General features: G+C 73.8%; 21 protein-coding genes and 1 tRNA gene. 11 read left to right on the top strand and 11 right to left on the bottom strand.

The window, feature by feature from the left end:
* Positions 1-140: 140 nt before the first annotated feature.
* Positions 141-851: a ribonuclease H gene (locus tag ACFWFZ_RS29210; protein WP_387126020.1), complete on the bottom strand. Its 711-nt coding sequence runs from the start codon at positions 849-851 to the stop codon at positions 141-143.
* A gap of 461 nt (positions 852-1,312) precedes the next feature.
* A complete protein-coding gene (locus ACFWFZ_RS29205) occupies positions 1,313-1,516 on the bottom strand; it encodes a cold-shock protein (protein ID WP_030036890.1) in 204 nt (67 codons plus the stop codon).
* Positions 1,517-1,805: 289 nt separating this feature from the next.
* Between ACFWFZ_RS29205 and ACFWFZ_RS29200 the strand changes: the two genes are divergently transcribed.
* The 6 genes from ACFWFZ_RS29200 (at position 1,806) to ACFWFZ_RS29175 (ending at position 5,801) form a co-directional block, all read left to right on the top strand.
* Positions 1,806-1,879: transfer RNA gene (locus ACFWFZ_RS29200), tRNA-Met, on the top strand.
* A gap of 319 nt (positions 1,880-2,198) precedes the next feature.
* A complete protein-coding gene (locus ACFWFZ_RS29195) occupies positions 2,199-2,696 on the top strand; it encodes a SigE family RNA polymerase sigma factor (protein WP_387126018.1) in 498 nt (165 codons plus the stop codon).
* Positions 2,689-3,138 carry a hypothetical protein gene (locus ACFWFZ_RS29190; RefSeq protein ID WP_387126016.1) on the top strand — a complete coding sequence of 150 codons (450 nt, stop codon included), beginning with the start codon at positions 2,689-2,691 and terminating at the stop codon, positions 3,136-3,138. The genes ACFWFZ_RS29195 and ACFWFZ_RS29190 overlap by 8 nt, the downstream gene beginning before the upstream one ends.
* A 173-nt stretch (positions 3,139-3,311) precedes the next feature.
* On the top strand, positions 3,312-4,547 hold the full coding sequence (locus ACFWFZ_RS29185; protein ID WP_387126014.1) for a glycosyltransferase family 39 protein: 1,236 nt from the start codon (positions 3,312-3,314) through the stop codon (positions 4,545-4,547).
* Between the two features lie 60 nt (positions 4,548-4,607).
* Entirely contained in the window at positions 4,608-4,838 is a 231-nt protein-coding gene (locus ACFWFZ_RS29180) for an antitoxin MazE7 (protein ID WP_387126012.1), read from the top strand.
* A gap of 132 nt (positions 4,839-4,970) precedes the next feature.
* Positions 4,971-5,801, top strand: coding sequence for a class I SAM-dependent methyltransferase (locus tag ACFWFZ_RS29175; RefSeq protein WP_387126010.1), 831 nt, complete (start codon positions 4,971-4,973; stop codon positions 5,799-5,801).
* Between the two features lie 320 nt (positions 5,802-6,121).
* On the opposite strand, the gene ACFWFZ_RS29170 is transcribed toward ACFWFZ_RS29175, so the two are convergent.
* The 3 genes from ACFWFZ_RS29170 to ACFWFZ_RS29160 form a co-directional block, all read right to left on the bottom strand.
* Positions 6,122-6,409 carry a hypothetical protein gene (locus ACFWFZ_RS29170; RefSeq protein ID WP_387126007.1) on the bottom strand — a complete coding sequence of 96 codons (288 nt, stop codon included), beginning with the start codon at positions 6,407-6,409 and terminating at the stop codon, positions 6,122-6,124.
* A gap of 345 nt (positions 6,410-6,754) precedes the next feature.
* Complete coding sequence (locus ACFWFZ_RS29165; protein ID WP_387126005.1) at positions 6,755-7,165, bottom strand: rodlin; 411 nt, start codon at positions 7,163-7,165, stop codon at positions 6,755-6,757.
* Between the two features lie 130 nt (positions 7,166-7,295).
* A complete protein-coding gene (locus ACFWFZ_RS29160) occupies positions 7,296-8,033 on the bottom strand; it encodes a class I SAM-dependent methyltransferase (RefSeq protein ID WP_387126004.1) in 738 nt (245 codons plus the stop codon).
* A gap of 117 nt (positions 8,034-8,150) precedes the next feature.
* Between ACFWFZ_RS29160 and ACFWFZ_RS29155 the strand changes: the two genes are divergently transcribed.
* Both ACFWFZ_RS29155 and ACFWFZ_RS29150 read left to right on the top strand, forming a co-directional pair.
* Positions 8,151-9,758 carry an AMP-binding protein gene (locus ACFWFZ_RS29155; RefSeq protein ID WP_387126002.1) on the top strand — a complete coding sequence of 536 codons (1,608 nt, stop codon included), beginning with the start codon at positions 8,151-8,153 and terminating at the stop codon, positions 9,756-9,758.
* A gap of 25 nt (positions 9,759-9,783) precedes the next feature.
* Entirely contained in the window at positions 9,784-10,074 is a 291-nt protein-coding gene (locus ACFWFZ_RS29150; RefSeq protein WP_387126000.1) for a hypothetical protein, read from the top strand.
* A 510-nt stretch (positions 10,075-10,584) separates the two neighbouring features.
* Here the strand turns inward: ACFWFZ_RS29150 and ACFWFZ_RS29145 are convergent.
* Together ACFWFZ_RS29145 and ACFWFZ_RS29140 are read right to left on the bottom strand one after the other, a co-directional pair.
* Positions 10,585-11,073 (bottom strand): hypothetical protein, encoded by a 489-nt coding sequence (locus ACFWFZ_RS29145; RefSeq protein ID WP_387125998.1) that lies wholly within the window; start codon positions 11,071-11,073, stop codon positions 10,585-10,587.
* A 129-nt stretch (positions 11,074-11,202) separates the two neighbouring features.
* Complete coding sequence (locus ACFWFZ_RS29140) at positions 11,203-11,619, bottom strand: YciI family protein (RefSeq protein WP_387125996.1); 417 nt, start codon at positions 11,617-11,619, stop codon at positions 11,203-11,205.
* Between the two features lie 143 nt (positions 11,620-11,762).
* On the opposite strand from ACFWFZ_RS29140, the gene ACFWFZ_RS29135 reads away from it, so the two are divergent.
* Together ACFWFZ_RS29135 and ACFWFZ_RS29130 are read left to right on the top strand one after the other, a co-directional pair.
* Entirely contained in the window at positions 11,763-12,194 is a 432-nt protein-coding gene (locus ACFWFZ_RS29135) for a GNAT family N-acetyltransferase (RefSeq protein WP_387125994.1), read from the top strand.
* Positions 12,195-12,312: 118 nt separating this feature from the next.
* Entirely contained in the window at positions 12,313-13,041 is a 729-nt protein-coding gene (locus tag ACFWFZ_RS29130; protein WP_387125992.1) for a hypothetical protein, read from the top strand.
* A gap of 7 nt (positions 13,042-13,048) precedes the next feature.
* On the opposite strand, the gene ACFWFZ_RS29125 is transcribed toward ACFWFZ_RS29130, so the two are convergent.
* A complete protein-coding gene (locus tag ACFWFZ_RS29125) occupies positions 13,049-13,708 on the bottom strand; it encodes a lysophospholipid acyltransferase family protein (RefSeq protein ID WP_387125990.1) in 660 nt (219 codons plus the stop codon).
* 219 nt (positions 13,709-13,927) lie between these two features.
* Between ACFWFZ_RS29125 and ACFWFZ_RS29120 the strand changes: the two genes are divergently transcribed.
* Complete coding sequence (locus ACFWFZ_RS29120) at positions 13,928-16,504, top strand: serine hydrolase (RefSeq protein ID WP_387125988.1); 2,577 nt, start codon at positions 13,928-13,930, stop codon at positions 16,502-16,504.
* A 69-nt stretch (positions 16,505-16,573) separates the two neighbouring features.
* On the opposite strand, the gene ACFWFZ_RS29115 is transcribed toward ACFWFZ_RS29120, so the two are convergent.
* From ACFWFZ_RS29115 to ACFWFZ_RS29105, 3 genes are all read right to left on the bottom strand, one after another.
* Positions 16,574-17,764, bottom strand: coding sequence for a S8 family peptidase (locus tag ACFWFZ_RS29115; RefSeq protein WP_387125986.1), 1,191 nt, complete (start codon positions 17,762-17,764; stop codon positions 16,574-16,576).
* A 218-nt stretch (positions 17,765-17,982) separates the two neighbouring features.
* Positions 17,983-18,789 (bottom strand): hypothetical protein, encoded by an 807-nt coding sequence (locus tag ACFWFZ_RS29110; protein WP_387125984.1) that lies wholly within the window; start codon positions 18,787-18,789, stop codon positions 17,983-17,985.
* Complete coding sequence (locus ACFWFZ_RS29105) at positions 18,789-20,069, bottom strand: VWA domain-containing protein (protein ID WP_387125981.1); 1,281 nt, start codon at positions 20,067-20,069, stop codon at positions 18,789-18,791. Before ACFWFZ_RS29105 ends, ACFWFZ_RS29110 begins: the two co-directional genes overlap by 1 nt.
* Positions 20,070-20,231 lie beyond the last annotated feature (162 nt).

Genomic DNA, 20,231 nt, shown 5'->3' with positions numbered 1-20,231 from the left:
TGGAGCAAGGAGCGGCGTTCGGTGCGTGCCCTCGGCGTGCGGGACGAATGTCCTCGTAGCGGAGCTACTAGGGCCTTTGGCTCGTGCGCCGAGGGCACGTGCCGGGCGTCGCGACGCCGCGGGGCAACTCGATACAGACCCTAGGAGGTTGCTTCGCCGGCCGCGGCGGTCGCGCAGCTCTCGTGGCCCCAGCGGCTGCCGTTCTTGGCGATCATGTCGCCGACGGCGTACGGCTTCCCGCAGGGGCAGCTTCCGGGGAACTTCGCCTTGATGGCCCGGCTGCCGCGGCCCGTCGCGGAACCGGCGGACGCCGATCGCTTCTTCGCCGTGGCGGACTTGCTCCGCGCGGGCGCGGCGGGCGCCGGTACGGGCATGGCCGCGTCGCCGAGGGCCGTGCCTGCGGCCTCCTGCCGCTGGGCGGCGTCGCTGGCGGCCTGGTCGGCGATCGCGTTCAGGTGGTCGCCGTCCTCGCGGTGCGCGGGAACGTACCGGAACGTCACGTCCCGGTCGGCGAGCAGCCGGTCGATCTCCTCGACGAGTTCGCGGTTGGCGACGGGCTGACCGGAGGAGGTCTTCCATCCGTTGCGCTTCCAGCCGGGCAGCCACTGGGTGACGGCCTTCATCGCGTACTGCGAGTCCATCCGCACCTCGGCGGACGTACCGGGCGCCAGCGCCTCCAGCAGCCGCTGGAGGGCGGTGAGCTCTCCGATGTTGTTGGTGGCCCGCCCCAGCGGACCGGCCTCCCAGCGCTCCGGGCGCCCTTCGGCGTCGGCGATGACCCATCCCCAGCCGGCGGGCCCGGGATTACCCTTCGCCGCTCCGTCACAGGCGGCAATGATGCGATCAGACATCCCCCGATCATGCCTCATCCCCGGGGCTGCGCGGCCCCCGGTCCGTCCTCGGCGAGCAGCCCGCACCTGTCGAAGCGCCGACGACCTGCGTGCCGGGGCGGGTCTTCTCGGGCTGTACTGGGCACTGTTCGGCGCGGGTGCCGTGCCGGGCGGGCTGACCGCAAGGCGCCCTGCGGAGGTTCCCGCTCCGGCCGCTGACGCTGGGGATCGTCGCGGGCCGGGGGTCCACTCTCGTCCGCCCTCGGGGGGGTGCCGGCGGCATCGGGGATCGCGACGGTGGCATCGCCGCCGTCAGGGCGGCCGTCCGGATGCGGAGCGCGCGCGGGCCGGCCTCGCGGCCCGTGCACGGATCAGGGCCGCACGGCGGTGCCGCACGGCCCTGATCGTCCACTCCCCCGGTTTCGCACCGGGAGAGGAAACGGTTCTCCGGGGCCCGGGCCGCAGCCTGGGCCGGCCGGGGATCAGGCGGGGGTGATGTTCTCCGCCTGCGGGCCCTTCTGGCCCTGCGTGATGTCGAAGGTCACGGCCTGACCCTCCTGGAGCTCACGGTAGCCCGTGGCGTTGATCGCCGAGTAGTGGGCGAAGACGTCCGGGCCGCCGCCGTCCTGGGCGATGAAGCCGAAGCCCTTCTCGGAGTTGAACCACTTCACGGTTCCCGTAGCCATGTTCATGCCTTCCCGTTGACGTACGTCCTCCACACGGTGTGGAGGACGGAGGTGATCGCCCTGGTCCTACGGCACAACACAGCAAAACTGCCCACACCAGAAGGCGCGGGCAAGGCACTTGGAACCACGACAGCTACCGGAGAAGGTACACGCCTGCACGCACTGTCACCAGGGGGAATGATCACGCCTGCGCGGCGGGATTTCGCCCCTGTACGGACTTGCCGGGCGGCGCTGCCCGGCAAGTCCGTCGAAAGGCGTCCCCCGGATGCCGTAAGGTGAGGTTCACCGACGCGGGGTGGAGCAGCTCGGTAGCTCGCTGGGCTCATAACCCAGAGGTCGCAGGTTCAAATCCTGTCCCCGCTACTGCTCGGAAGGGCCCGGATCCTTGTGGATCCGGGCCCTTCCGCCGTTTCGGGCGGCCACGGCGGCCCCCACCTCCCCGCGGGGCCGGATCCGCACCGCCCGCCCTGCCCCGCATCGCCCGCCCCGCCCGGCTCGCCCCGCCCGGCTCGCCCTGACCGCCACTCGTGGCGCCGCCGTCCCCGAAGCGGCCGAGGCGACGACGGGCCGGCCGCACACCATGTGACCGCGGTCACAGAATTTCCTGTCATCCGTTGTCGACCGGATGCGGTGCGCCGGGCGTATGCCCGGTGAGAGGGAGACATGGATTCGGGAGTGATTCTTGACCGTCGAGGAGTTCGAAGCGTTCTACGCACAAGCGGCGGGAAGGCTCACAGGACAGCTGTACGTGATGCTCGGTGATCATCACGAGGCACAGGACGTGGTGCAGGAGGCCTTCGTCCGCGGGTGGGGTCGCCGACGCCAGCTGGACCGCGACGGCCGCCCGGAAGCGTGGATCCGCACCGTCGCGTGGCGGCTCGCGGTCAGCCGCTGGCGGGTACGCCGACGCAGTGCGGAGGCCTGGCGGCGCACCGCTCCCGCGCCGCACGTGGAGGGGCCCGGGCCAGAGGCCGTGGCCCTCGTCGAGGCTCTGCGACAGCTCCCCCTGAAGCAGCGCCGGACGATGGCGCTGCACTACCTGTGCGACCTGACCGTCGAACAGATCGCCGCCGAGACCTCGCTGTCCGCGAGCACGGTCAAGACACACCTCTCCCGCGGCCGCGCCGCCCTCTCACGTCATCTGCAGGATCCGCGCACCGAGGAGGCTCCCGATGCCTGACTCCCACGACCCCCTGCGGTCGGCCTTCCGCGCCGCGGCGTCCGCCGGGCAGTCCGCGACCTCGCTGCCGCCCGTCTCCGCCATCGAACATCGCGGCGAACAGGTCCGGCGGCGCCGGATCCTCGGCATCGCCGCCGCCTGCTGCCTGTTCCTCGGCGGAACCGGGGCGGTGCTGGCCGCGTTCCTCCCGCAGGACTCCGGGCGGCCGACGCTCCCGGCGACCACCCCCTCTCCGGTCGCCCCGTCGGACCTGCCGGCTTCCGTCCCGCCGTCCCCTCCCCCCTCCGCGCAGAGCACCACGACTGCGCTGGACCCGCCGCCCTCCGCGACCGCGACCGCGGGCACGGGTGACCCCGACCCCACCTGGACGATGAGCGCCCGCCCGCCCCAGGGGTCGACGTACCCCGGCGCCCCCATCGCCACGACGGCGCCGCCTCCGTAGCGGCGTCCCGGCGGCCGTAGCCGCCCCGCCCCGCCCCGCCTCGCCCCGCCCCGCCCCGCCTCGCCTCGCCCGGACCACAGCCTCACCACAGACCACCGCCGCCCGCTCGGACACCGGCCCGCAATGCCCGGCCGGCGGTTCCGCACGCCCTCAGACGGCCCAGGAGATCCCTTATGCCCGTATCAGCCCCGCCTCGGCCGTCCGAGACCCCCCGCTCGCGGGCCACCCCGGCAGGCCGTCCCGCGGCCCCTCGTCCCCGCCGCGCGCTCGCCGCCCCGCGGTGGCTCGGCCGGGCCGACCGGGAGGTGCTGTGGCTCTACCTGGTGACCCGGGTCGGCATCTGGGCCACCGCGTGCGCCGTCGGCCGGCTGTTCCCCTCCGACGGTGAGAGCCGCCGGCCCATGTCGCTGCTCGCGCCCTGGCAGCGATGGGACTGGTCGTTCTACTTCCACATAGCCAAGGACGGCTACTTCCCCGACGGGGCCGGACCCTGGACGGTCGGCTGGGACAACAGGGAGGCCTTCCTGCCCGGCTTCCCCCTCGCCCTGCGCGCCGTGCACACGGTCGTCCCCTCCTGGGCCGCGTCCGGAGCACTGATCTCCTTCGTCGCGGGAGGCGTCGCCGTCCTGGCCATCGCCCGCATCGCCCGCGGCCTGCTGGGCGACCAGGAGGCCGGCCGGCGGGCGGTGGCCTTCCTGCTGGTCTCGCCCTGCGCGGTGTTCCTCGCCGCCGGCTACACCGAGTCGCTCTTCCTGGCGCTGGCCCTGCCCGCCTGGCTGGCGGCGCAGCGCCGTAGCTGGGCCGCCGCCTCGGTCCTGGCCTGCCTGGCCTGCTCGGTGCGCGTCACCGGGCTCTTCCTCGCGGCCGCGCTCGCCCTCCACTTCCTCCTGACCGCCCGGACCCGCGCCGCCTGGCGGTCCGCCCCCTGGCTGCTCCTGCCGGCCCTGGCGCCGGTGCTGCACAGCTGGTACCTGCACACGTGGACCGGGGACTGGATGGCCTGGAAGCACTCCCAGGAGCGGGGCTGGTACCGGGACTTCCACCTGCCGTGGGAGGCCTGGTCCCACACCTGGACGGCGGCTTTCGAGCACACCCAGCCCACGGGCTACGCCCTGATGTCGCAGGCCGAGCTCCTGGCCATGGTGACCGGCGTCGTCCTCCTGGCCGTGCTGGTACGGGGCCGACGCTGGCCGGAAGCGCTCTACATCGCCCTCACTCTGTGGGCCCTGGGCACGTCCTACTGGTACACCTCCGTGCCGCGTTCCACCCTGCTGTGGTGGCCCCTGTGGGTCGCCCTGGCGGGCTGGAGCATGCGCCGCCGCTGGGTACGCAGCGCCTACCTGTACGTCGCGGGGCCGCTGTGCGCCACGGTGGCCGTCACCTTCCTCACCGGCCGCTGGGCCGGATAGCGGAGGTCCGGCGGGGGCGAACGGGCCCCCGGGCGGGCGCCGGGCGCGCATACTCGGAGGATGGCCGACACCACCACCGTCGAGGTCGACACCGACGTGCGCGACCGGCTCGCCGTGCTCGCCGCCGACCGCGGACTGAGCCTGCGCGCGTACCTCGCCGAACTCACCGCCGCCCAGGAGAACGCGACCGCGCTCGCACGGGCCGCCCGGGCGTTCGAGGACGCCCTCGAACGCCCCGGCTTCCGCGAAGCCTTCGCCCGCGACTTCGGGGGCTTCGCGGTCCGTGACTGACGGCCGCGGTCGACGGCCGTGACCGGCCGGTCGCCGCGGGCCCGCCACCCGGGTGGCTCCGCCGACGGGCCGGTCCGCCCGAAGGTCCCTAGGCTCGGGCAAGGACCGCTTCGAGCGCTGGAGGACGCTGTCATGACCGATGCGAGCGAGGCGCAGCAGGCCGATCGCACCCTGAAGGCCAGGCACCGGGCGATGTGGGCGCTGGGTGACTACCCGTCGGTGGCCTCCCACGTCATCCCCCGGCTGGGGCCCCTGCTGGTGAAGGAGTGCGGGGTCCAGACCGGCGACCGGGTCCTCGACATCGCGGCGGGCTCCGGCAACGCCGCCATCCCCGCGGCGCTGGCGGGGGCCGACGTGGTGGCGACCGACCTGACTCCCGAGCTGCTGGAGGTCGGGCGGCACCTGGCCGCCGTACAGGGCGCGAAGCTGGAGTGGCAGGTGGCGGACGCCGAGGCGCTGCCCTTCGCGGACGGCGAGTTCGACGTCGTCATGTCCTGCGTCGGCATCATGTTCGCCCCGCACCACCGCACCGCCGCCGACGAGATGCTCCGCGTCTGCCGGGCCGGCGGAACGGTCGGGCTGATCAACTGGACTCCCGAGGGGTTCGTCGGCCGCCTGTTCGCCGCGATGAAGCCGTACGCCCCGCCGCCCCCGCCCGGTGTGCAGCCGCCGCCGCTGTGGGGCGACGAGGAGTACGTCCACGAGCTGCTCGGCGACGCGGTCACCGATGTCGTCGCCCGCCGCCGGACGGTCCCTGTGACCCTCTTCAAGAACCCGCCGGACTTCCGGGAGTTCTTCAAGGCGTGCTACGGGCCGACCATCGCCGTGTACCGCGCCGTGGGCGACGATCCGGAGAAGGTGGCGGCCCTGGACGCGGCTCTGGACGCCCTGGCCGCCGAGCACACCACGGACGGCGTCATGGAGTGGGAGTACCTGCTGCTGACCGCCCACCGGCGGGCCTGAGGACGCCCCGGCCGACTGTCCCTCGGCGAGCCAGCAGGGCGGTACGGTCACCACCACGATCGGCACCATTGGCACCACCGGCACCACCGGCACCGCCCAGTCGGTGACCCTGACCGCCACCGCCAATGCCGCCCCTGCACGTCCACGGTCGTCGTCAAGGGCCAGGGCGCGGCGCTGTCCCACACCGTCGGCTACACGCTGAACGTCGGCGGGACCCAGCCGGGCAGCGACCCGCCGGACATCGAGGTCGCCGACGTGCCACGCGCGTCCGGCCCGTCCCCCTCCGACGGGGGCCGGGCCGGGCGCCTGCTTCCGGTGGCCTACTTCCGGTGGCCTCCCCGGCCCCTCTCCTCGGGGGCGATCATGGCGATCAGACCGTAGTCCAGCTCCGCGCCGTCGACGAGCAGGGCCTCGATGGTGCGGGTGTCGGGGTCGATGTCGGCCTCCACGCCCTGCCCCCGGTAGCGCGGGTACCCGGAGGCCCCCTGCTCGCCGGTCGCCTCGACCACGGCCGACCTCAGTGCGCGGTCCGCCGGGGAGGCGCCACGGAGGTTCTCGATGTGGCCGGGCACCACCAGGATCTCAAAGCTCTGCGGCTCAGTGGTCATGGAACCGAAGCTACCGGACAGGGCACCGCGCAGCCGGTCTCACACGTCGCGGCGCCGCATCACGATCACCGCGAGGAGCACCGCAGTCAGCGGCCGGAGCGCGCACACGGCCCAGGTACGGGGCACCGCGGCGGTGTTCCTGACGCGGGTCGCGGAACCCGACAGAGCCTCCGACCCGGTCGGGCGAGAGGCTCTGTGGTGTGAGGTTCGGTGCCCACGTCGCCGACCGATGGGCCGGCGCGCGCCGTTTCGAACGTCGGATCGGTGGATCCGGGTGGAACAAGCCGGGGCCCCGTGGGCACTCGCGCGGGCGTCGGAGGCCCCGGCTCGCACAAGGGGACTGCGTCAGCTGCCGGCCGAGAGGTTGCCCGACAGGACCGGGATGTTGTCCAGGATGTGGGAGAGCGGCTCGTCGCCCTTGGCCTGGGTGGAGTTCTCGGTGCACTGCTGGTTCTGCGGGTTGGACAGGACGTTGATGTCCTGGACGCCGACGTTGACCAGGGCCAGGATCGACTGGGCGTTGACCTTCGCCGGCAGTCCGATGCAGGGCTTGTTCAGGGTGCCCTGGACCAGGCCGAGCTGCGGGCTCAGGTCGCCGTGGGTCTTCTGGTTGCCGTAGATCTGCTGGGCACCGTTGCCGTTGACGGTGTTGATCCCGTTGTCGTTGCCGATGGCCATGGCCGGGGCGGCCACGGCGGCGCCCGCGCCGACGATGGATGCGGTGGCGGCGGCGGTGGCCATAATCTTCTTGAGCATCAGGGGTCCTTATGTCACACGAGTGCATGGGGGTGAGCGCCTTGATCAACGGATGGCGTGACCGGGGGTTTTGGTGCTTCACCCGATCGGCCCTATCGGCCTCGTCACCCTCCTCCACCCGCCCTTGGGCTCACCCGCCCCGGACGGCCACGTTCAGCTCGACCACGTAGTGCTCCTCCACCCAGCCGTCGGGGAAGCGGCCCAGCAGGAGGGCACGCTCCTCGGACAGGAAGGCGTCCGTGCCGGGCTCGCCGATGAGGAAGAGGGAATGGGTGGACAGTTTGGCCAGGTGCGTGTCGACCGGGACCCGGCGCGACCATGACAGGTGACGGGCGGTGAACCGCAGCCCGTCCTGTGGACGGGCGCGTTCGTTGATGTACCAGCCGGGGCCGAACCGGGCCTCGATGCGTGCCTGCTGTTCCGCGATCCATCCGACCGTGACGTCCGGGTCGTTGTGCCAGATCGCGAGTGCCCCGCCGGGCCGCAGCACCCGCTGCGCCTCGGGGACCGCGCGGTCCGGATCGGTCCAGTGCCAGGACTGCGCGTACGTCAGCAGATCCAGGCATCCGCGGGACAGCGGGAGCCTGTTGCCGTCCGCGCGGACCAGCGGTGTGCGGGGGTTGCGGCGCCGGAACTCGGCGGCCATGCCCTCGCCCGGCTCCACCCCGACGACGCGGGCGCCGCGGGCCTCCAGCAGGGAGGTGGCGATTCCCGTACCCGCACCCACGTCGGCGACGCGGGCGCCGGCCAGGGGAAACCCGGCCAGTTGCTCCAGCACGTCGAAGAGCTCGGGCGGATACGAGGGGCGGTTCGCGGCGTAGCGCGCGGCCGCGGAGCTGAAGGAACGAGCACGGGATTCGGTCGTCATGCCGCCCATGATGCCGCTGGGCCGGCCTTCCGTGGAGGGGGCCGCCGGTGTGGTGGGCGCCGGTGTAGTGGGCGGGCCCGTACGATCTCCGACGGTACGTGGAGAGGCGGATCGCGGATGGTGGCCGCGCGGTATGTCACGGAACTGGTCGGGGCGTTCGAGCGCCACGCGGGGCGGCCCGCGCTGGGGAGTGTCCGCGCAGGAGCGCCGGAGACCGCCGGGCAGGCACGGCCTCGCGGACACGGCCTGGGGGCCGGGCCGGTCGTGCTGGAGTTCCAGGAAGTGCTCGACGCGTCCTGGCGGCTCGCCGGGGTCCTGGCCGATGCGGGGATCGGGCGCGGCTCGGGGCTGGCCTGTGTGGCGGGCACGAACCGACCGGAGGTGCTGCTGGTGCGGATCGCCGCGCACCTGCTGGGCGCGCGGCTGACGCAGGTCCTCGCCGGACCGGCCCTGCACGGGCTGGACTTCATCCTGCGGGACTGCCGGCCGGACCTGGTGGTGCACGACGTGCCGGTGCCCGCCACGGGGGCACGCCGGCTGGACTTGGACGATGCGGTCCGGGAAGCCGGCGGGCGCGCGGCCGCCGGCCCGGTGTCCGTGGGGGCGCGGGACGACGACGTGGCGCGGGTGACGTACACCGGCGGGACGACGGGGCGGCCCAAGGGGGTGGCCTCGACCTTCGGCGCGATGGCCGCGCGGAACTCCGTACGGCCGGTGGGCTGGGCGAAGACGGACTACCTGTCGGTCACCTCGCTCGCGCAGCGGTCCGGGGGCCGGTGCCTTGAGCAGTTCCGGGCCGGCGGGCGGGTGGAGATCCTTGAGCCGTTCGGGACGCGGGAGTTCGCCGCGGCCTGCCTGCGCCTGGGGCCGGTGTCCACGTACCTGACGACGTCGATGGTGTACCGGCTGCTGGACGACCCGGTGACAGCGCGCGGGGTGCCGGGGTTGGAGGTGATCTCGTACGGGGACTCGCCGGTCCATCCGCAGCGGCTGCGGGAGGCGGTGACGCGCTGGGGCGGGCGGTGGCGGCAGGGCTACGGCACGAACGAGGCGGGGGTGATCTGCCGGCTGGCCCCGGCCGACCACGACGCGGCGGTGCGTGGACGGCCGGAGCTGCTGGCATCGGTCGGCAGGCCCGTCGACGGGGTGGAGGCCGAGGTCCGCGACGGGCGGGGCCGGGCGGTGGCGGCCGGGCGCACGGGTGAGGTGTGGACCCGGTCGCAGGCCGTGATGTCCGGCTACTGGGGCCGGCCCGAGCTGACGGCCGAGGTGCTGCGGGACAGCTGGCTGCGCACCGGGGACCTCGGGCACTTCGACGGGGACGGCTACCTGTACCTCGACGACCGGGCCGCGGACGTGGTGATGGTCGACGGGGACAACGTGTACTGCCTGCCGGTCGAGGCGGCGCTCACCCGGCACCCCGCCGTCGCGCAGGCCGTGGTGGTGGGCCGGCACAGCGACCTCACCGGGGAGGAGGTGTGCGCCTTCCTCGTCCCGACGGCAGGGTGCGCACCGGGGCCGGGCACGGCCGGCGAGGCCTGCGACGCGGTGGAGCGTGAGCTGGCCCGCGCACACCGCCCCACTGCGGTGTTCTGGGTCCCGGACATCCCCCTGACCCCTCGCGGCAAACCGGACAAACGCCGCCTGCGCGCCGACGCGGCGGCGCAGGCGCGGGCGGACGCAGCCGCCGGGCTGCCGGGCCCCACCACCGCTGACGGAGGGTGACCGCCACAACGCTCAGGATCCCGGGGTGAAAATCGAACTGTCTGACGTACTCGACGAACTGGTGGAGCTGAAGGAAGCGTCCGACGCAGCGCACGCCGAGTTGACGCGCCTTCAGAACGAGCTCGGCGAGTCGGCTCAGTGGACCGAGGAACAGCACGTGACGTGGCGGGACGCGTGGGAAGACGCCCGCGAGCCGTGGTGGTTGCTGGATACGGCCCTGGAGGACTACGCGGAGACGATCGGTCTGGACCGCGACGATCTGGAGGCCATGATGCTGAAGGCCGCGGGCCACGTCCCGCGGCTCGAAGTCGACTGACGGGCCGGGGTGGGGTGGGTGGTTGACTGGGCGGCATGGATTTCGCCCGAACCGGCCCGGCCCCTGACCCGGGACGCCCGGGATGCCCGCATCCGCTGGCTCTGGCGCGTCCTGAGCCGATAGGCCGCGCCCGCACTCGGCCCGTGCAATCCTGTTTGCCCGGCGGGGTCCGGCGCTACTTCGCGGACGGTTCCCGGCCCCAGACGTCATCGCCGCTCCGCCCGCGCCTCACCCACTCTGCGAACCCGGCGGGTTCTCCGTCGGGGGCGGGGGTGGCGCCGACGTCCGCGACCAGCCAGACCTGTCCGCGCTGTCGGCCGGTGGATATCCCAGGGCCGGCTCGCGCCGCTCGGCCGGGAACGCGGACCGCAGCTCAAGGGTGGCTTCGTCGGGGCGCGGATCCGGTGTTCTCGTCACGGCATCAGGATGACAGCTGTCCTGTCTTGCAGCTGTCACCGAGGCAGGGGCCGACGTCCACGGCGATCCTTGGGGCCGCCGCCGTCTGCTCGGCTACGCCGCCGGGACCACCGAGGCGCGCATCGCCGCGGCCCATTCCTGGAGCAGTGCGGCGTGGCGGATCCGCTCCACGTCGGAGAGGCGGCCTTCGGCACGCGCGAAGAGGCAGCGGATGTCGGCGTTGATCTCGGCGAGGGGGCGTTCGGGGGCCGGGTGGTCGTCAGGCGTCGGGCTCACGTGATCAAGAGTAGGGCGGGGGTCCGACAACCGGGGCCGGTGTCCGGCATGCGGACGGCGCGTTCCGCCGTGGTGGACTCCTGCGGCGATCCGGGCCGCCCGGGACTGCAGGTAGCGGCGTTCCGGAACGCTGAGGGTCAGGCCGGCGGCCTTCGCGTAGGCGGCTCGGGCCGCCGCCCGGTCGCCCGCCGTCTCCAGCAGGTGGGCCCGTACGGCGTCCAGACGGTGGTTGCCGGCGAGGTGCTCGCCGCCGTCCAGGGCGGCGACCAGGTGCAGCGCCCGGCGCGGCCCGTGCACCATGGCCACCGCTACGGCGTGGCCAAGGCGTAGCGCGGGCCCGGGGACCAGTTGCGGCGTCAGTCGGCGCAGCAGGTCCTCACTCGCCGGTTCGGGGACGGGAAGCGTCGTCAGGGGTGCGCTCTGCCCGGCGCGCCATCACATTTCGGCGCCCGAGGCGGAGTCGACGGGCCGGACGACGACCGGGTAGTTCGGTGCCCCTTCGGGCACCGGGCAGGCGTGGGCGCGGGCGGCGATCTCGGCGGCCCGGGCGAAGTCGGGGACGTCGACGATCCAGTAGCCGGCGAGCACCTCCTTGGCCTCGCCGTACGGCCCGTCGGAGACCACCGGTGTGCCGTCGGCGGCCGCGGTCACCAGCCGGGCAAGGCGGGGTTCGGCGAGCCCCTGTCCGTCGACCCATTCGCCGGATTCGGCGAGGTCGTCGTTCAGCGCGGCCATGTGGTCGAACATCGCCTTCAGCTCCGCTTGCGACCATGCGGGGTTTCCGGCGCTCGCCCGGCCGCCCATGGCGTCGTAGTCCGCCTGACTCCCGAGGACCATCAGCATGTACTTCATGGGGTGCCACTCCTTCTGCTCCGGTCGCGGGCTCCTGGGTGGGGAACCTCTCGCATGGGACGTCGGAGCCGTCCCTCCCATTTCGACACGTGGCCGCAGCCGCGCGAGAACGCCGCGCCGGAGTCAGCCCGTACCCTGCCGCCATGAAGATCATCGACCTGGAGCCCGGCGACGCCCGGCTCACCACCGACCTGCTTCCCGTCCTGCTGGAACTGCGCCCCCATCTCACCGAGGAGCTCTTCCTCTCGATCCTCGCGGAGGGGCAGGGCCAGGGGCTGCGCTTCACCGCGGCCTACGACGCGGACGGGGCCTGCGTGGGCGCGGCGGGCTGGCGGGTCGTCGCCACCACGTCAGTGGTCCGCAAGCTCTACGTCGATGATCTCGTCACCTCCGCCGGCGCACGTTCCACCGGGGTGGGCCGCACGCTGCTCGCCCACCTGGAGCAGCACGCCCTCGCCGCCGGGTGCACGGCCCTCACCCTGGACTCCGGCACCCAGCGGACCGAAGCGCACCGCTTCTACTTCCGCGAGAGGATGGCCGTGACCGCCTTCAGCTTCGACAAGCCGCTCCGCTGAGGGGGCCGTCCGGTCTTCCGTGACCGAACCGTCGCCGCCCCGAGGCCCGATCGGGCTCGTCGGCCGGTCACCCGCTTGTTAGGTTCCTGGCGTCGTCGACCTTGGGGGAACCGATCCCGTGCCCGTAGCCCGAGCGCCCCGCAGCGTTCCCCGCAGCGGCCTGTGCGCCGCTGCCGTGGCCGCCGTCCTGCTCGCCGGCTCCTCCGGATGCGGGACGGCGGACGGCGTGGTTCCTGCGGCTCCGTCCTCCGCTTCCCCTCCGGTGTCGGCCACGGCCGCGGCGGCCACCACCGCGGCTACGGCTTCCGGGGCGGCTCCCTCGGCGGCCGCTTCCACGCCCGGTGCCGCGACGGCGTCGGCCGCGCCCACGACCCGGGCGCCTACGACGCACCCTCCGGCTCCGACCCGGTTGACCGTCGGGGTGGACACCCGCGGCGGTCGGCTCGCCCTCGTGCGGGGCGGTGCCGCGCAGGAGTTCACCGTCACCCTGCGGAACGGGAACTCCGCCGACTACCGGCATCTGCTCGTCGCCCTCCAGATGGAGATCCTCGTCGGCGAACCGGGAGACGAGCCGGGCAGCGGGCCCGGGTTCCTGCTGGAGCGGTTCGACCAGGCCTCCGGCACCTGGCGGCCGGGCGAGCTGCGCGTCGCGAACGACGCCAAGCCGCTGTCGCTGTTCACGGGCGGCGGGCCGCTCGCCCCCGGGGCGGTCCGTACCGAGCGCTACCGGCTGCGCGCTACGGCCGGCGGCCCGACGGGCAGCAGCCCGGTGGTCGTCTCCTTCATCGACACCGACGCCGACCGGGAGGCCGCGGCCCATGTCCTGCTCGGGCACAGCACCCGCTGAGCCGCCGTCACGCGGCCGCGCAGGTCTCCCCGACGGCGGACGCGGCGGTACGCCAGGCCGCGGTGACGGCCTCGCGGGCCCGGTCCGTCGCCTGCGGCACCGGGGTGGGGAGCTGCAGCGGCGACCCGATGTGTACGTGGAGGCAGGGCCTGCGCAGCGGCGCCGTGAACACCCCCGCGAGCTGCTTGGTGCGGCTGCCGGAGCACAGGCGGCGGGAGCCGGCCTGGCCGACGGGCACGACGGGTGCCCCGGTCGCGGCGGCGAGGCGGGCCAGGCCGCTGCGGAAGGGGCCCGGGGCGGACTCCCCCGCGTCGCGGCGCGCGGGCAGGCCGCCTTCGCCGTAGAGCAGCACACTGCGGCCCGAGGCGAGGGCCACCGCGGCGGCGTCCAGGGAGTCCGCGGCCCGAGCGGTGCCGCGGTGGACGGCGATGTGCCCCTCACGGCGCAGTGCCGGACCGAGCAGCGGTACGCGCCACAGTCCGGCGGTGGCCAGGATGACCGGCTCGATCCCGTGCCGGCGCAGTGCCGCGACCACGACGGCGGGGTCGGCGAGCGAGGTGTGGTTGGCCACGAGGATGGAACCGGCGGCGGGTCGGGCACCGGGGTCGGCGGTGACGGTCAGCCGCCCGAAGGCGGGGACCAGGGCGGAGGCGATTCGGCTGAGCAAGGACGGCCCCGTTCGGTGGTGCGGTGGTGTTGCGGTCCATCGTCGGCGGTGGTGACGGCGGGGTCATGAGTAGCCGTACTCACCGAATATGACCGAACGGTCACAAGATCGGGGTCGGGGAACGCGTGGTGCACGGCCCGCATCTAGCAGTGCGGCGGAGCCCTCCCGGGGCGCCGCCGAACGGTATCTGAACAGTGTGAGCGGCAAGGCGGGGCTGGGATGAAGGCGGTAACGGTGGCGGGCGGTTCCTCGGAGGACCCGAAGATCGAGGGAACCACCGTCGCGGGGGCGGACCCTGATGACACGTCCACGGACCCGGACACCGAGGGCAAGGCCGGGCCGGGCGAGAAGCCGGAGCCCGAGGCCGGGCCCGAGGCCGGTCAGGTGCCCGAACCCGCGAGCGGTGCTTCGGAGTCACCGTCGTCAGCCGGCACCGAGGCGGCCGACGGGGGCGAGCCCGAGGCCGGTGCTGTCTGCGACGAGGGGACCGACACCTCAGCCGAGGGCGGCGACACGGCGGCACGGCACGCCGAGGAATCCGATGCCGGATCCGTGGGCGCCAAGGCGCCCGAGGCCGAGTCCACGACCGACGCCCCCGACGGCACGAACACGGACGAGGACGAGGACGCGGCACCGAAGGAAGCCGACGCCACGCGCGTACTCAAGATGCCCGCGCGTTCCACCGTGGCCCCCCACGACGCCCGCGCGGCAGCCCCGACCGGCCCGGGAAGCCCCACCGCCACGTCCGAAGCCGACGCGCCCGGCGGCACCGACACGGAAGACGATGCGCCGGAGGCTTCCGACGCCACGCGCGTGCTCAAGATGCCCGCGCGGGCCACCACCGCCGCTCCCGACGACGACGCCGAGGAGGCCGAGGGCCCGACCGCGGTCGCCAAGGCCCCGAAGGGGGCTGCAGCCCCCACCGCCGAGGCCGACGCCCCGAGGGACGCGGACGCGGACGGCGAAGCCCCGGAGGGGGACGACGTCACGCGCGTGCTCACGATGCCCCCGCGTGCCACCGCCAGGCCCAAGGCTGCCGGGCCGAAGGACGGAGCCGAGAGCGGGACGAGCCGCACAGAAGGCGAAGCGGAGGCGGAGGCGGAGGCCGACGGAACGCTCACGCTCACCCGGCCCAAGCCCGAGCCTTCCGGTTCCAAGGCCGACGGAAAGGACGGCGCGCGCGCCGGTCAGCCGGGCGGCCGGGCCGAGGAGAAGAACGACAAGGACACCGACGGCAAAGCCGAGAAGCGCCCCGCTGCGCACCAGGCCGTCCGGCCCCTGCCGAAGGCGGACGGGGCCGAGCCCGAGGCCGGCCGCTCCGCCGCCGGGGACACCGCCCGCAAGGACGGCGACGGACCGCGGGTGCCCGGGTGGGCTCGGGCACAGGACACGGACTCCGAGCGGACGAGCCAGTTCGTCGCGCTCAGGGACCTCGACGTCCCGCCGCCCGTCCCGGCCCGCCCGCAGCCGCAGCCGCAGGCGACCCCGCAGCCCCTCCCCCCGCTGGACCTGCTCGCCGACCTCACCAACACCCCCGCCCCGCCGCAGACCCCGCGCCGCACCGCGCTGCGCCGCGTCAAGGTGTGGACGCCGGTCCTGCTGCTGCTCGCCGGCGCCTGCATCGGCGGCCAGATGCTGCGGCCCCTCCCCGACCCCCGGCTCGTCGCCGCCGAGACCGAGCACACCGTCGACGGGCAGTTCTCCATACCGTGGCCCGGCAAGGGACAGGGCGCCGTCCGTGTCGTCGGCTCCGGCGACATCGGCACCTTCGGTGAGCAGAAGCCCGTCCCGACGGCCAGCGTCGCCAAGGTGATGACGGCCTACGTGATCCTCAAGAACCACCCCCTGCGCAAGACCGAGCCCGGCCCGGACATCACGGTCGACGCGAAGACCGTGGCGGACGGCAACTCCGAGCACGAGTCCCGGATCACGGGCCTCACCGCCGGCTCGAAGTTCAGCCAGCAGGACATGCTGAAGATGCTCATGATCCCCTCGGGCAACAACATCGCCCGCCTGCTGGCGCGCTGGGACACGGGCACCGATTCCGAGGCCGCGTTCGTGGAGAAGATGAACGCCGCCGCCAGGGAACTCGGGATGAAGGACACCACCTACACCGATCCGAGCGGGCTCGACGCGGGCACGGTCAGCACCGCCGCCGACCAGCTGAAGCTCGCCGAGGCGGTGATGAAGGACGAGGCGTTCCGCGCGATCGTCGCTCTCCCCGAGGCCCCGATCAAGGGCCTGGGCGAGAAGCTCGTCAACAACAACCACCTGCTCACGGACTCGAACCTGAGCATCCGCGGCATCAAGACCGGCTCCAGTACGCCCGCCGGCGGGACCTTCGTGTGGGCGGCGTACAAGACGGTCGGTGACGAGACCCGGCTGATCGTCGGCTCGTTGATGGAGCAGCGCGCTCCCGCTCCCGACAAGGACGCCCTCCAGAGCCTGGCCCTGGTGAAGACGAACAGCAAGAAGATCATCGAGTCGGTACGGACGGGCCTCGCGTCCACCCCGCTCGTCCGCAAGGGCGACACGGTCGGCTACGTGGACGACGGACTCGGCGGCCGTACTCCGCTCGTGGCCGTCAAGGACCTGAACGTGATCAGCGTGCCCGGGCAGCGCTTCAAGCTGTCCCTGACGGCCGGCGCGTCGCCGCTGCCGCGCACCGCGAAGGCCGGCACGGAGGTCGCCGTGCTGACGGCCGGTGAGGGCGAGGGGGCCAAGAGCGTCCCGGTGGCCGTCCAGGGGGCCCTGGCCGAACCCTCGTTCGGCACCAGGATCACCCGTCTCGGCTAGGGTCTGTATCGAGTTGCCCCGTGGAGCAACTCGATACAGACCCTAGTGCTGTGTCCTGTGGAAGGTCCGTCAGATGCCGTCCGTGAACAGCAGGCGGTTGGGGGTGCCGGTGCCGGTTGCCGTCAGGAGGTCCTTGGTGGACTCCTCAAGGAGCCGGCCGGCGACCTCCTCGGGCGTGGCCGCCGGGTGCGCGGCCTTGTAGAGGGCGGCCGTTCCGGTGACGTGCGGGGCGGCCATGGAGGTTCCGTCCAGGGCGACACTGCCGCCGCCGAGCAGCGCCGAGTCGATCTGCTCGCCAGGGGCGTGGATCTCGACGCACTCGCCCCGGTTGGAGAAGCCGGACTGCTCGTCGGCCTGGTTGCTCGCGGCCACCGTCACCACCCGGTCGGCCGAGGCCGGAGAAACCGTGCAGGCGTCGGCCGAGGAGTTGCCCGCGGCGACGACCGGCAGGGTGCCCGACGCGGTCACGGCGGTCGCGGCCCTGTTCACGGCGTCGGAGCGGCTCCCGCCCAGGGAGACGTTGAGGACGGCCGGCTGCCTGGCGTTCTCCGCCACCCAGTCCAGCCCGGCGACGACCGCCGAGTACTCCCCGCGCCCGTCGCAGCCGAGGACGCGGACGCTGACCAGGCGTACGGCGCGGGCGACGCCGTACGTCCGGCCGCCGACGGTGCCCGCGACGTGCGTGCCGTGGCCCTCGCAGTCCCGGCCGTCGCCGCCGTCCCCGACGGCGTCGAATCCGGGCTCGGCGCGGCCCTCGAACTCGGCGTGCTCGTAGTCGATCCCGGTGTCCAGGATGTACGCGGTCACCCCGGCGCCGTCACCCGCCGCGGTGAAGTCGCCGTCGAGCGGGAGGGTCCGCTGGTCGACGCGGTCCAGGCCCCAGGTCGGGGCGGGCACCCGGGCGGCGGGCAGGGCCGCTGGACCGGCCGGGGTGGGCGGGGCGGAGACCTCCGCGTCCGCCTCCACCGAGCGGACGCCGGGGGTGGTGCGGACGGCGTCGAGCTGTCGCGGGCTCAGCGGTACCGCGAAGCCGTTCATCGCGGACTCGTACACGAAGGTGGGCTCCAGTCCAAGCCGTTCGGCGAGCCCGGTGGCGTCCACGTCCTCGTCGAGGCTGACGATGTACTTGCCGGGGACGGCGGCGACGGACACGAGGAGCGGAGCCCGCACGGGTTCCGGGGCGGCCGCGGCCGCGGCGCCGGCGAGTGCGGGGGCCGCCGCGATCAGGGCCGCGGCGGTCAGACGTGCGAACAGGCGCATGGAGGTACTCCCCGGTAGGTCGGCGGTCGTCAGGAGACGGCCGCGTCCTCGCCCGTGTCCGGTCGCGGCCTCCCTCTCCTTCGGACGGGGCCCGGGAAGGCTTGAGGGCCCGTCCTCACATGGCCCAGCGCCGCCGCCGGACGCGTCCGGCGCCGCGGCCGCGGGCAGGGCGGCCGCGGCTTGTGCCGTGGCCGCCCTGCCCGGCCGGGTGCACCGGGTCAGGCGCCGGGCGGCACCCGGGACGGGCGGCCCGTGCCGCGCGTCAGGGAGTACCCGAAGATCCCCGCGAGGGCGCCGAGCACTCCGCCGGCCGCGGTCCAGACCCAGCGGTCCGACCACCAGCCGCCGGACCAGCCGTCCTCGGGCTCACGCAGGGAGCCGGTCACGGTGCCGGCGACCAGCGGCTCGGCGAGGGCTCCGTCCACCGCGTAGGCGCCTCCGGCCTCCGGCACGTCGGCTTCGACGGCCGCGCGCACCGGCAGCCCCAGGTCCTCGTCGGGCAGGTCCACGACCGTCAGGCGGACGTAGTAGCTGCCGGGCAGCGGGTCGTTGGCCCACGGCTCCGCGCCGGCGCGGACCGTGCGCAGGGTGCAGGACAGTTCGACCGTGGCGGCCTCCTTGGCGGCTGCCCGGGTCTGCGTGCCGTACGTGCAGGCCTGGCGGCGGCGCAGGCCGTCGTACACGTCCAGCTGCCAGGTCGAGGCGCCGTGCCGGGCCGTGGACTCGGGCAGGGTGACGGCAGCCTTGACGGTGACGCGCTGCTGCGCGTCGACCGGGAGCACCCAGTACAGGTAGTCGCCGCTGGAGGCGCCGGCGGTGGCCTTCTGGCCGGGCCGGAACGGCGTGGCGGTACGGAAGCTCGTGCCCGCCTCGGTCGGGGCGGACTCGGCTCCGGCCCCGCCCTTGCCGGTGGTGGCGCTCGGCGACGGGGTGTCCGCGACGGCCGCACCCGCGGCCGTACCGGCCACCGCGAGGGCCGCCGCCGCCGCGAGCAGCCCCGCGGTCAGTGTGCGTACGGTACGCATCAGTTGGTCCTCCAGACGGAGATACGCCAGCGCGAGATCCATCCCCACACCAGACCGGCCAGCAGTCCGGCCAGCACCAGCACGGCCAGCGTCCACCAGCCGCGCCCGAGGCCGAAGGCGGCGGCGTCGGAGGCACTGTCGGGACCGTCCACCAGGTCGATGGTCAGCTCGACGGGCATGCCGGGGGTGGTCTTGACGGACGCGGGAGCGGAGAAGGAGTTGCTGACCTGGAGGCAGACGGTCTCCGCCGCGGGCTTCGCGTCGGAATCCGCGTCGTCGTCGGTCTCGGCCTTGGGGTAGCGCAGGCCGGTGGAGAGCACGTCGGTACGGCCGTCGCCCGCCTCCGAGCCGCGTACGATCTCCCGTCCGTGGACGGTCGTGGCACGCAGCAGGACGCCGTAGTCGTTGTTGACGGCGCGGTCGGCGCCGATGCTCACCGAGGCGCGGAGCTCCTGGCCGGGAAGGACGTCCACCCGGTACCAGCGGTGCTCGCCGAAGGTCTCGCGGTCGCTGTAGAGGCCGGCCTTCAGCTGCGGGGCGCCCTCACACTGCTTCGCGCCTTCGGTCGCCACCGGGTTGACGACCGGGTCTGCCGCCCGGTCGACGAGTTGGCGGACCCTGCCGGAGAGTTCGGCCTTGTGCTGCACGGAGGTGTACGTACCGCCGGTGGCCTCGGCGATGCAGGTCAGCTGGGCCCGGGTCTTGGCGTCCGGAACGAGCCCGAGGGTGTCGATGACCAGGTGGATGCCCTTGGCGGCGATGTCGCGGGCGACTTCGCACGGGTCGAGCGGGGCGCAGGTGTCCTCGCCGTCGGTGATGAGCACGATCCGCTTGGTGGCGTTGCCGCCCTCCAGGTCCTGGGCCGCGCCGAGCAGGGCCGGGCCGATGGGGGTCCAGCCGGTCGGGGCGAGGGTGGCGACGGCGGTCTTGGCCTCGGTCCGGTCGAGGGGCCCCACCTTGTAGAGCTGCTTGGTGTCCTTGCAGCCGAGGTTGCGGTCGTCACCGGCGTAGTCGGCGCCCAGGGTCCGTATGCCGAGGCGGACTTCGGCGGGTACGGCGTCGATGACCTCGTTGAAAGCCTGCTTCGCGGCGGCCATCCTGGACTGGCCGTCGATGTCGTTGGCCCGCATGGAGCCGCTGACGTCGAGGACGAGGTCGACCTTGGGGGGTTCCTTCGCCGTCGGTCCGTCGGCGGCTGTGGCGCTCGCCGGGAGGAGGCCGACGGCCAGTGCGGCGAACAGGCCGCAGGCCCGGGCCGCGAGCCGTTTTCTTGTGATCATCGCCGGATCGTATTGAGGATCGTCCGGCAATCCAAAACAGGGGCAGGGCGGGCCGGCGCATATCCGATGGAACGCGGTTACGGCTTCGAGCAGTTGCGGTCGCAGGCCGGGACCTGACCCTGGCTCCGCCGGGCGAACGGCAGCGCCGGGAGGCCGCGCGCG

Source organism: Streptomyces sp. NPDC060232 (genome assembly GCF_042726555.1).
Classification (GTDB): Bacteria; Actinomycetota; Actinomycetes; order Streptomycetales; family Streptomycetaceae; genus Streptomyces.
The sequence above is the reverse complement of the archived record's forward strand: the minus strand, read 5'-3'. Positions and strand labels throughout refer to the sequence as shown.

Coding starts and splice junctions, on each gene's coding strand:
- ACFWFZ_RS29155 (WP_387126002.1), top strand. CDS start 8,151: ATGGTGGCCGCGCGGTATGTCACGGAACTGGTCGGGGCGTTCGAGCGC.
- ACFWFZ_RS29105 (WP_387125981.1), bottom strand. CDS start 20,069: ATGATCACAAGAAAACGGCTCGCGGCCCGGGCCTGCGGCCTGTTCGCC.
- ACFWFZ_RS29115 (WP_387125986.1), bottom strand. CDS start 17,764: ATGCGCCTGTTCGCACGTCTGACCGCCGCGGCCCTGATCGCGGCGGCC.
- ACFWFZ_RS29120 (WP_387125988.1), top strand. CDS start 13,928: ATGAAGGCGGTAACGGTGGCGGGCGGTTCCTCGGAGGACCCGAAGATC.
- ACFWFZ_RS29205 (WP_030036890.1), bottom strand. CDS start 1,516: ATGGCTACGGGAACCGTGAAGTGGTTCAACTCCGAGAAGGGCTTCGGC.
- ACFWFZ_RS29190 (WP_387126016.1), top strand. CDS start 2,689: ATGCCTGACTCCCACGACCCCCTGCGGTCGGCCTTCCGCGCCGCGGCG.
- ACFWFZ_RS29110 (WP_387125984.1), bottom strand. CDS start 18,789: ATGCGTACCGTACGCACACTGACCGCGGGGCTGCTCGCGGCGGCGGCG.
- ACFWFZ_RS29175 (WP_387126010.1), top strand. CDS start 4,971: ATGACCGATGCGAGCGAGGCGCAGCAGGCCGATCGCACCCTGAAGGCC.
- ACFWFZ_RS29165 (WP_387126005.1), bottom strand. CDS start 7,165: ATGCTCAAGAAGATTATGGCCACCGCCGCCGCCACCGCATCCATCGTC.
- ACFWFZ_RS29210 (WP_387126020.1), bottom strand. CDS start 851: ATGTCTGATCGCATCATTGCCGCCTGTGACGGAGCGGCGAAGGGTAAT.
- ACFWFZ_RS29180 (WP_387126012.1), top strand. CDS start 4,608: ATGGCCGACACCACCACCGTCGAGGTCGACACCGACGTGCGCGACCGG.
- ACFWFZ_RS29160 (WP_387126004.1), bottom strand. CDS start 8,033: ATGACGACCGAATCCCGTGCTCGTTCCTTCAGCTCCGCGGCCGCGCGC.
- ACFWFZ_RS29135 (WP_387125994.1), top strand. CDS start 11,763: ATGAAGATCATCGACCTGGAGCCCGGCGACGCCCGGCTCACCACCGAC.
- ACFWFZ_RS29170 (WP_387126007.1), bottom strand. CDS start 6,409: ATGACCACTGAGCCGCAGAGCTTTGAGATCCTGGTGGTGCCCGGCCAC.
- ACFWFZ_RS29185 (WP_387126014.1), top strand. CDS start 3,312: ATGCCCGTATCAGCCCCGCCTCGGCCGTCCGAGACCCCCCGCTCGCGG.
- ACFWFZ_RS29140 (WP_387125996.1), bottom strand. CDS start 11,619: ATGAAGTACATGCTGATGGTCCTCGGGAGTCAGGCGGACTACGACGCC.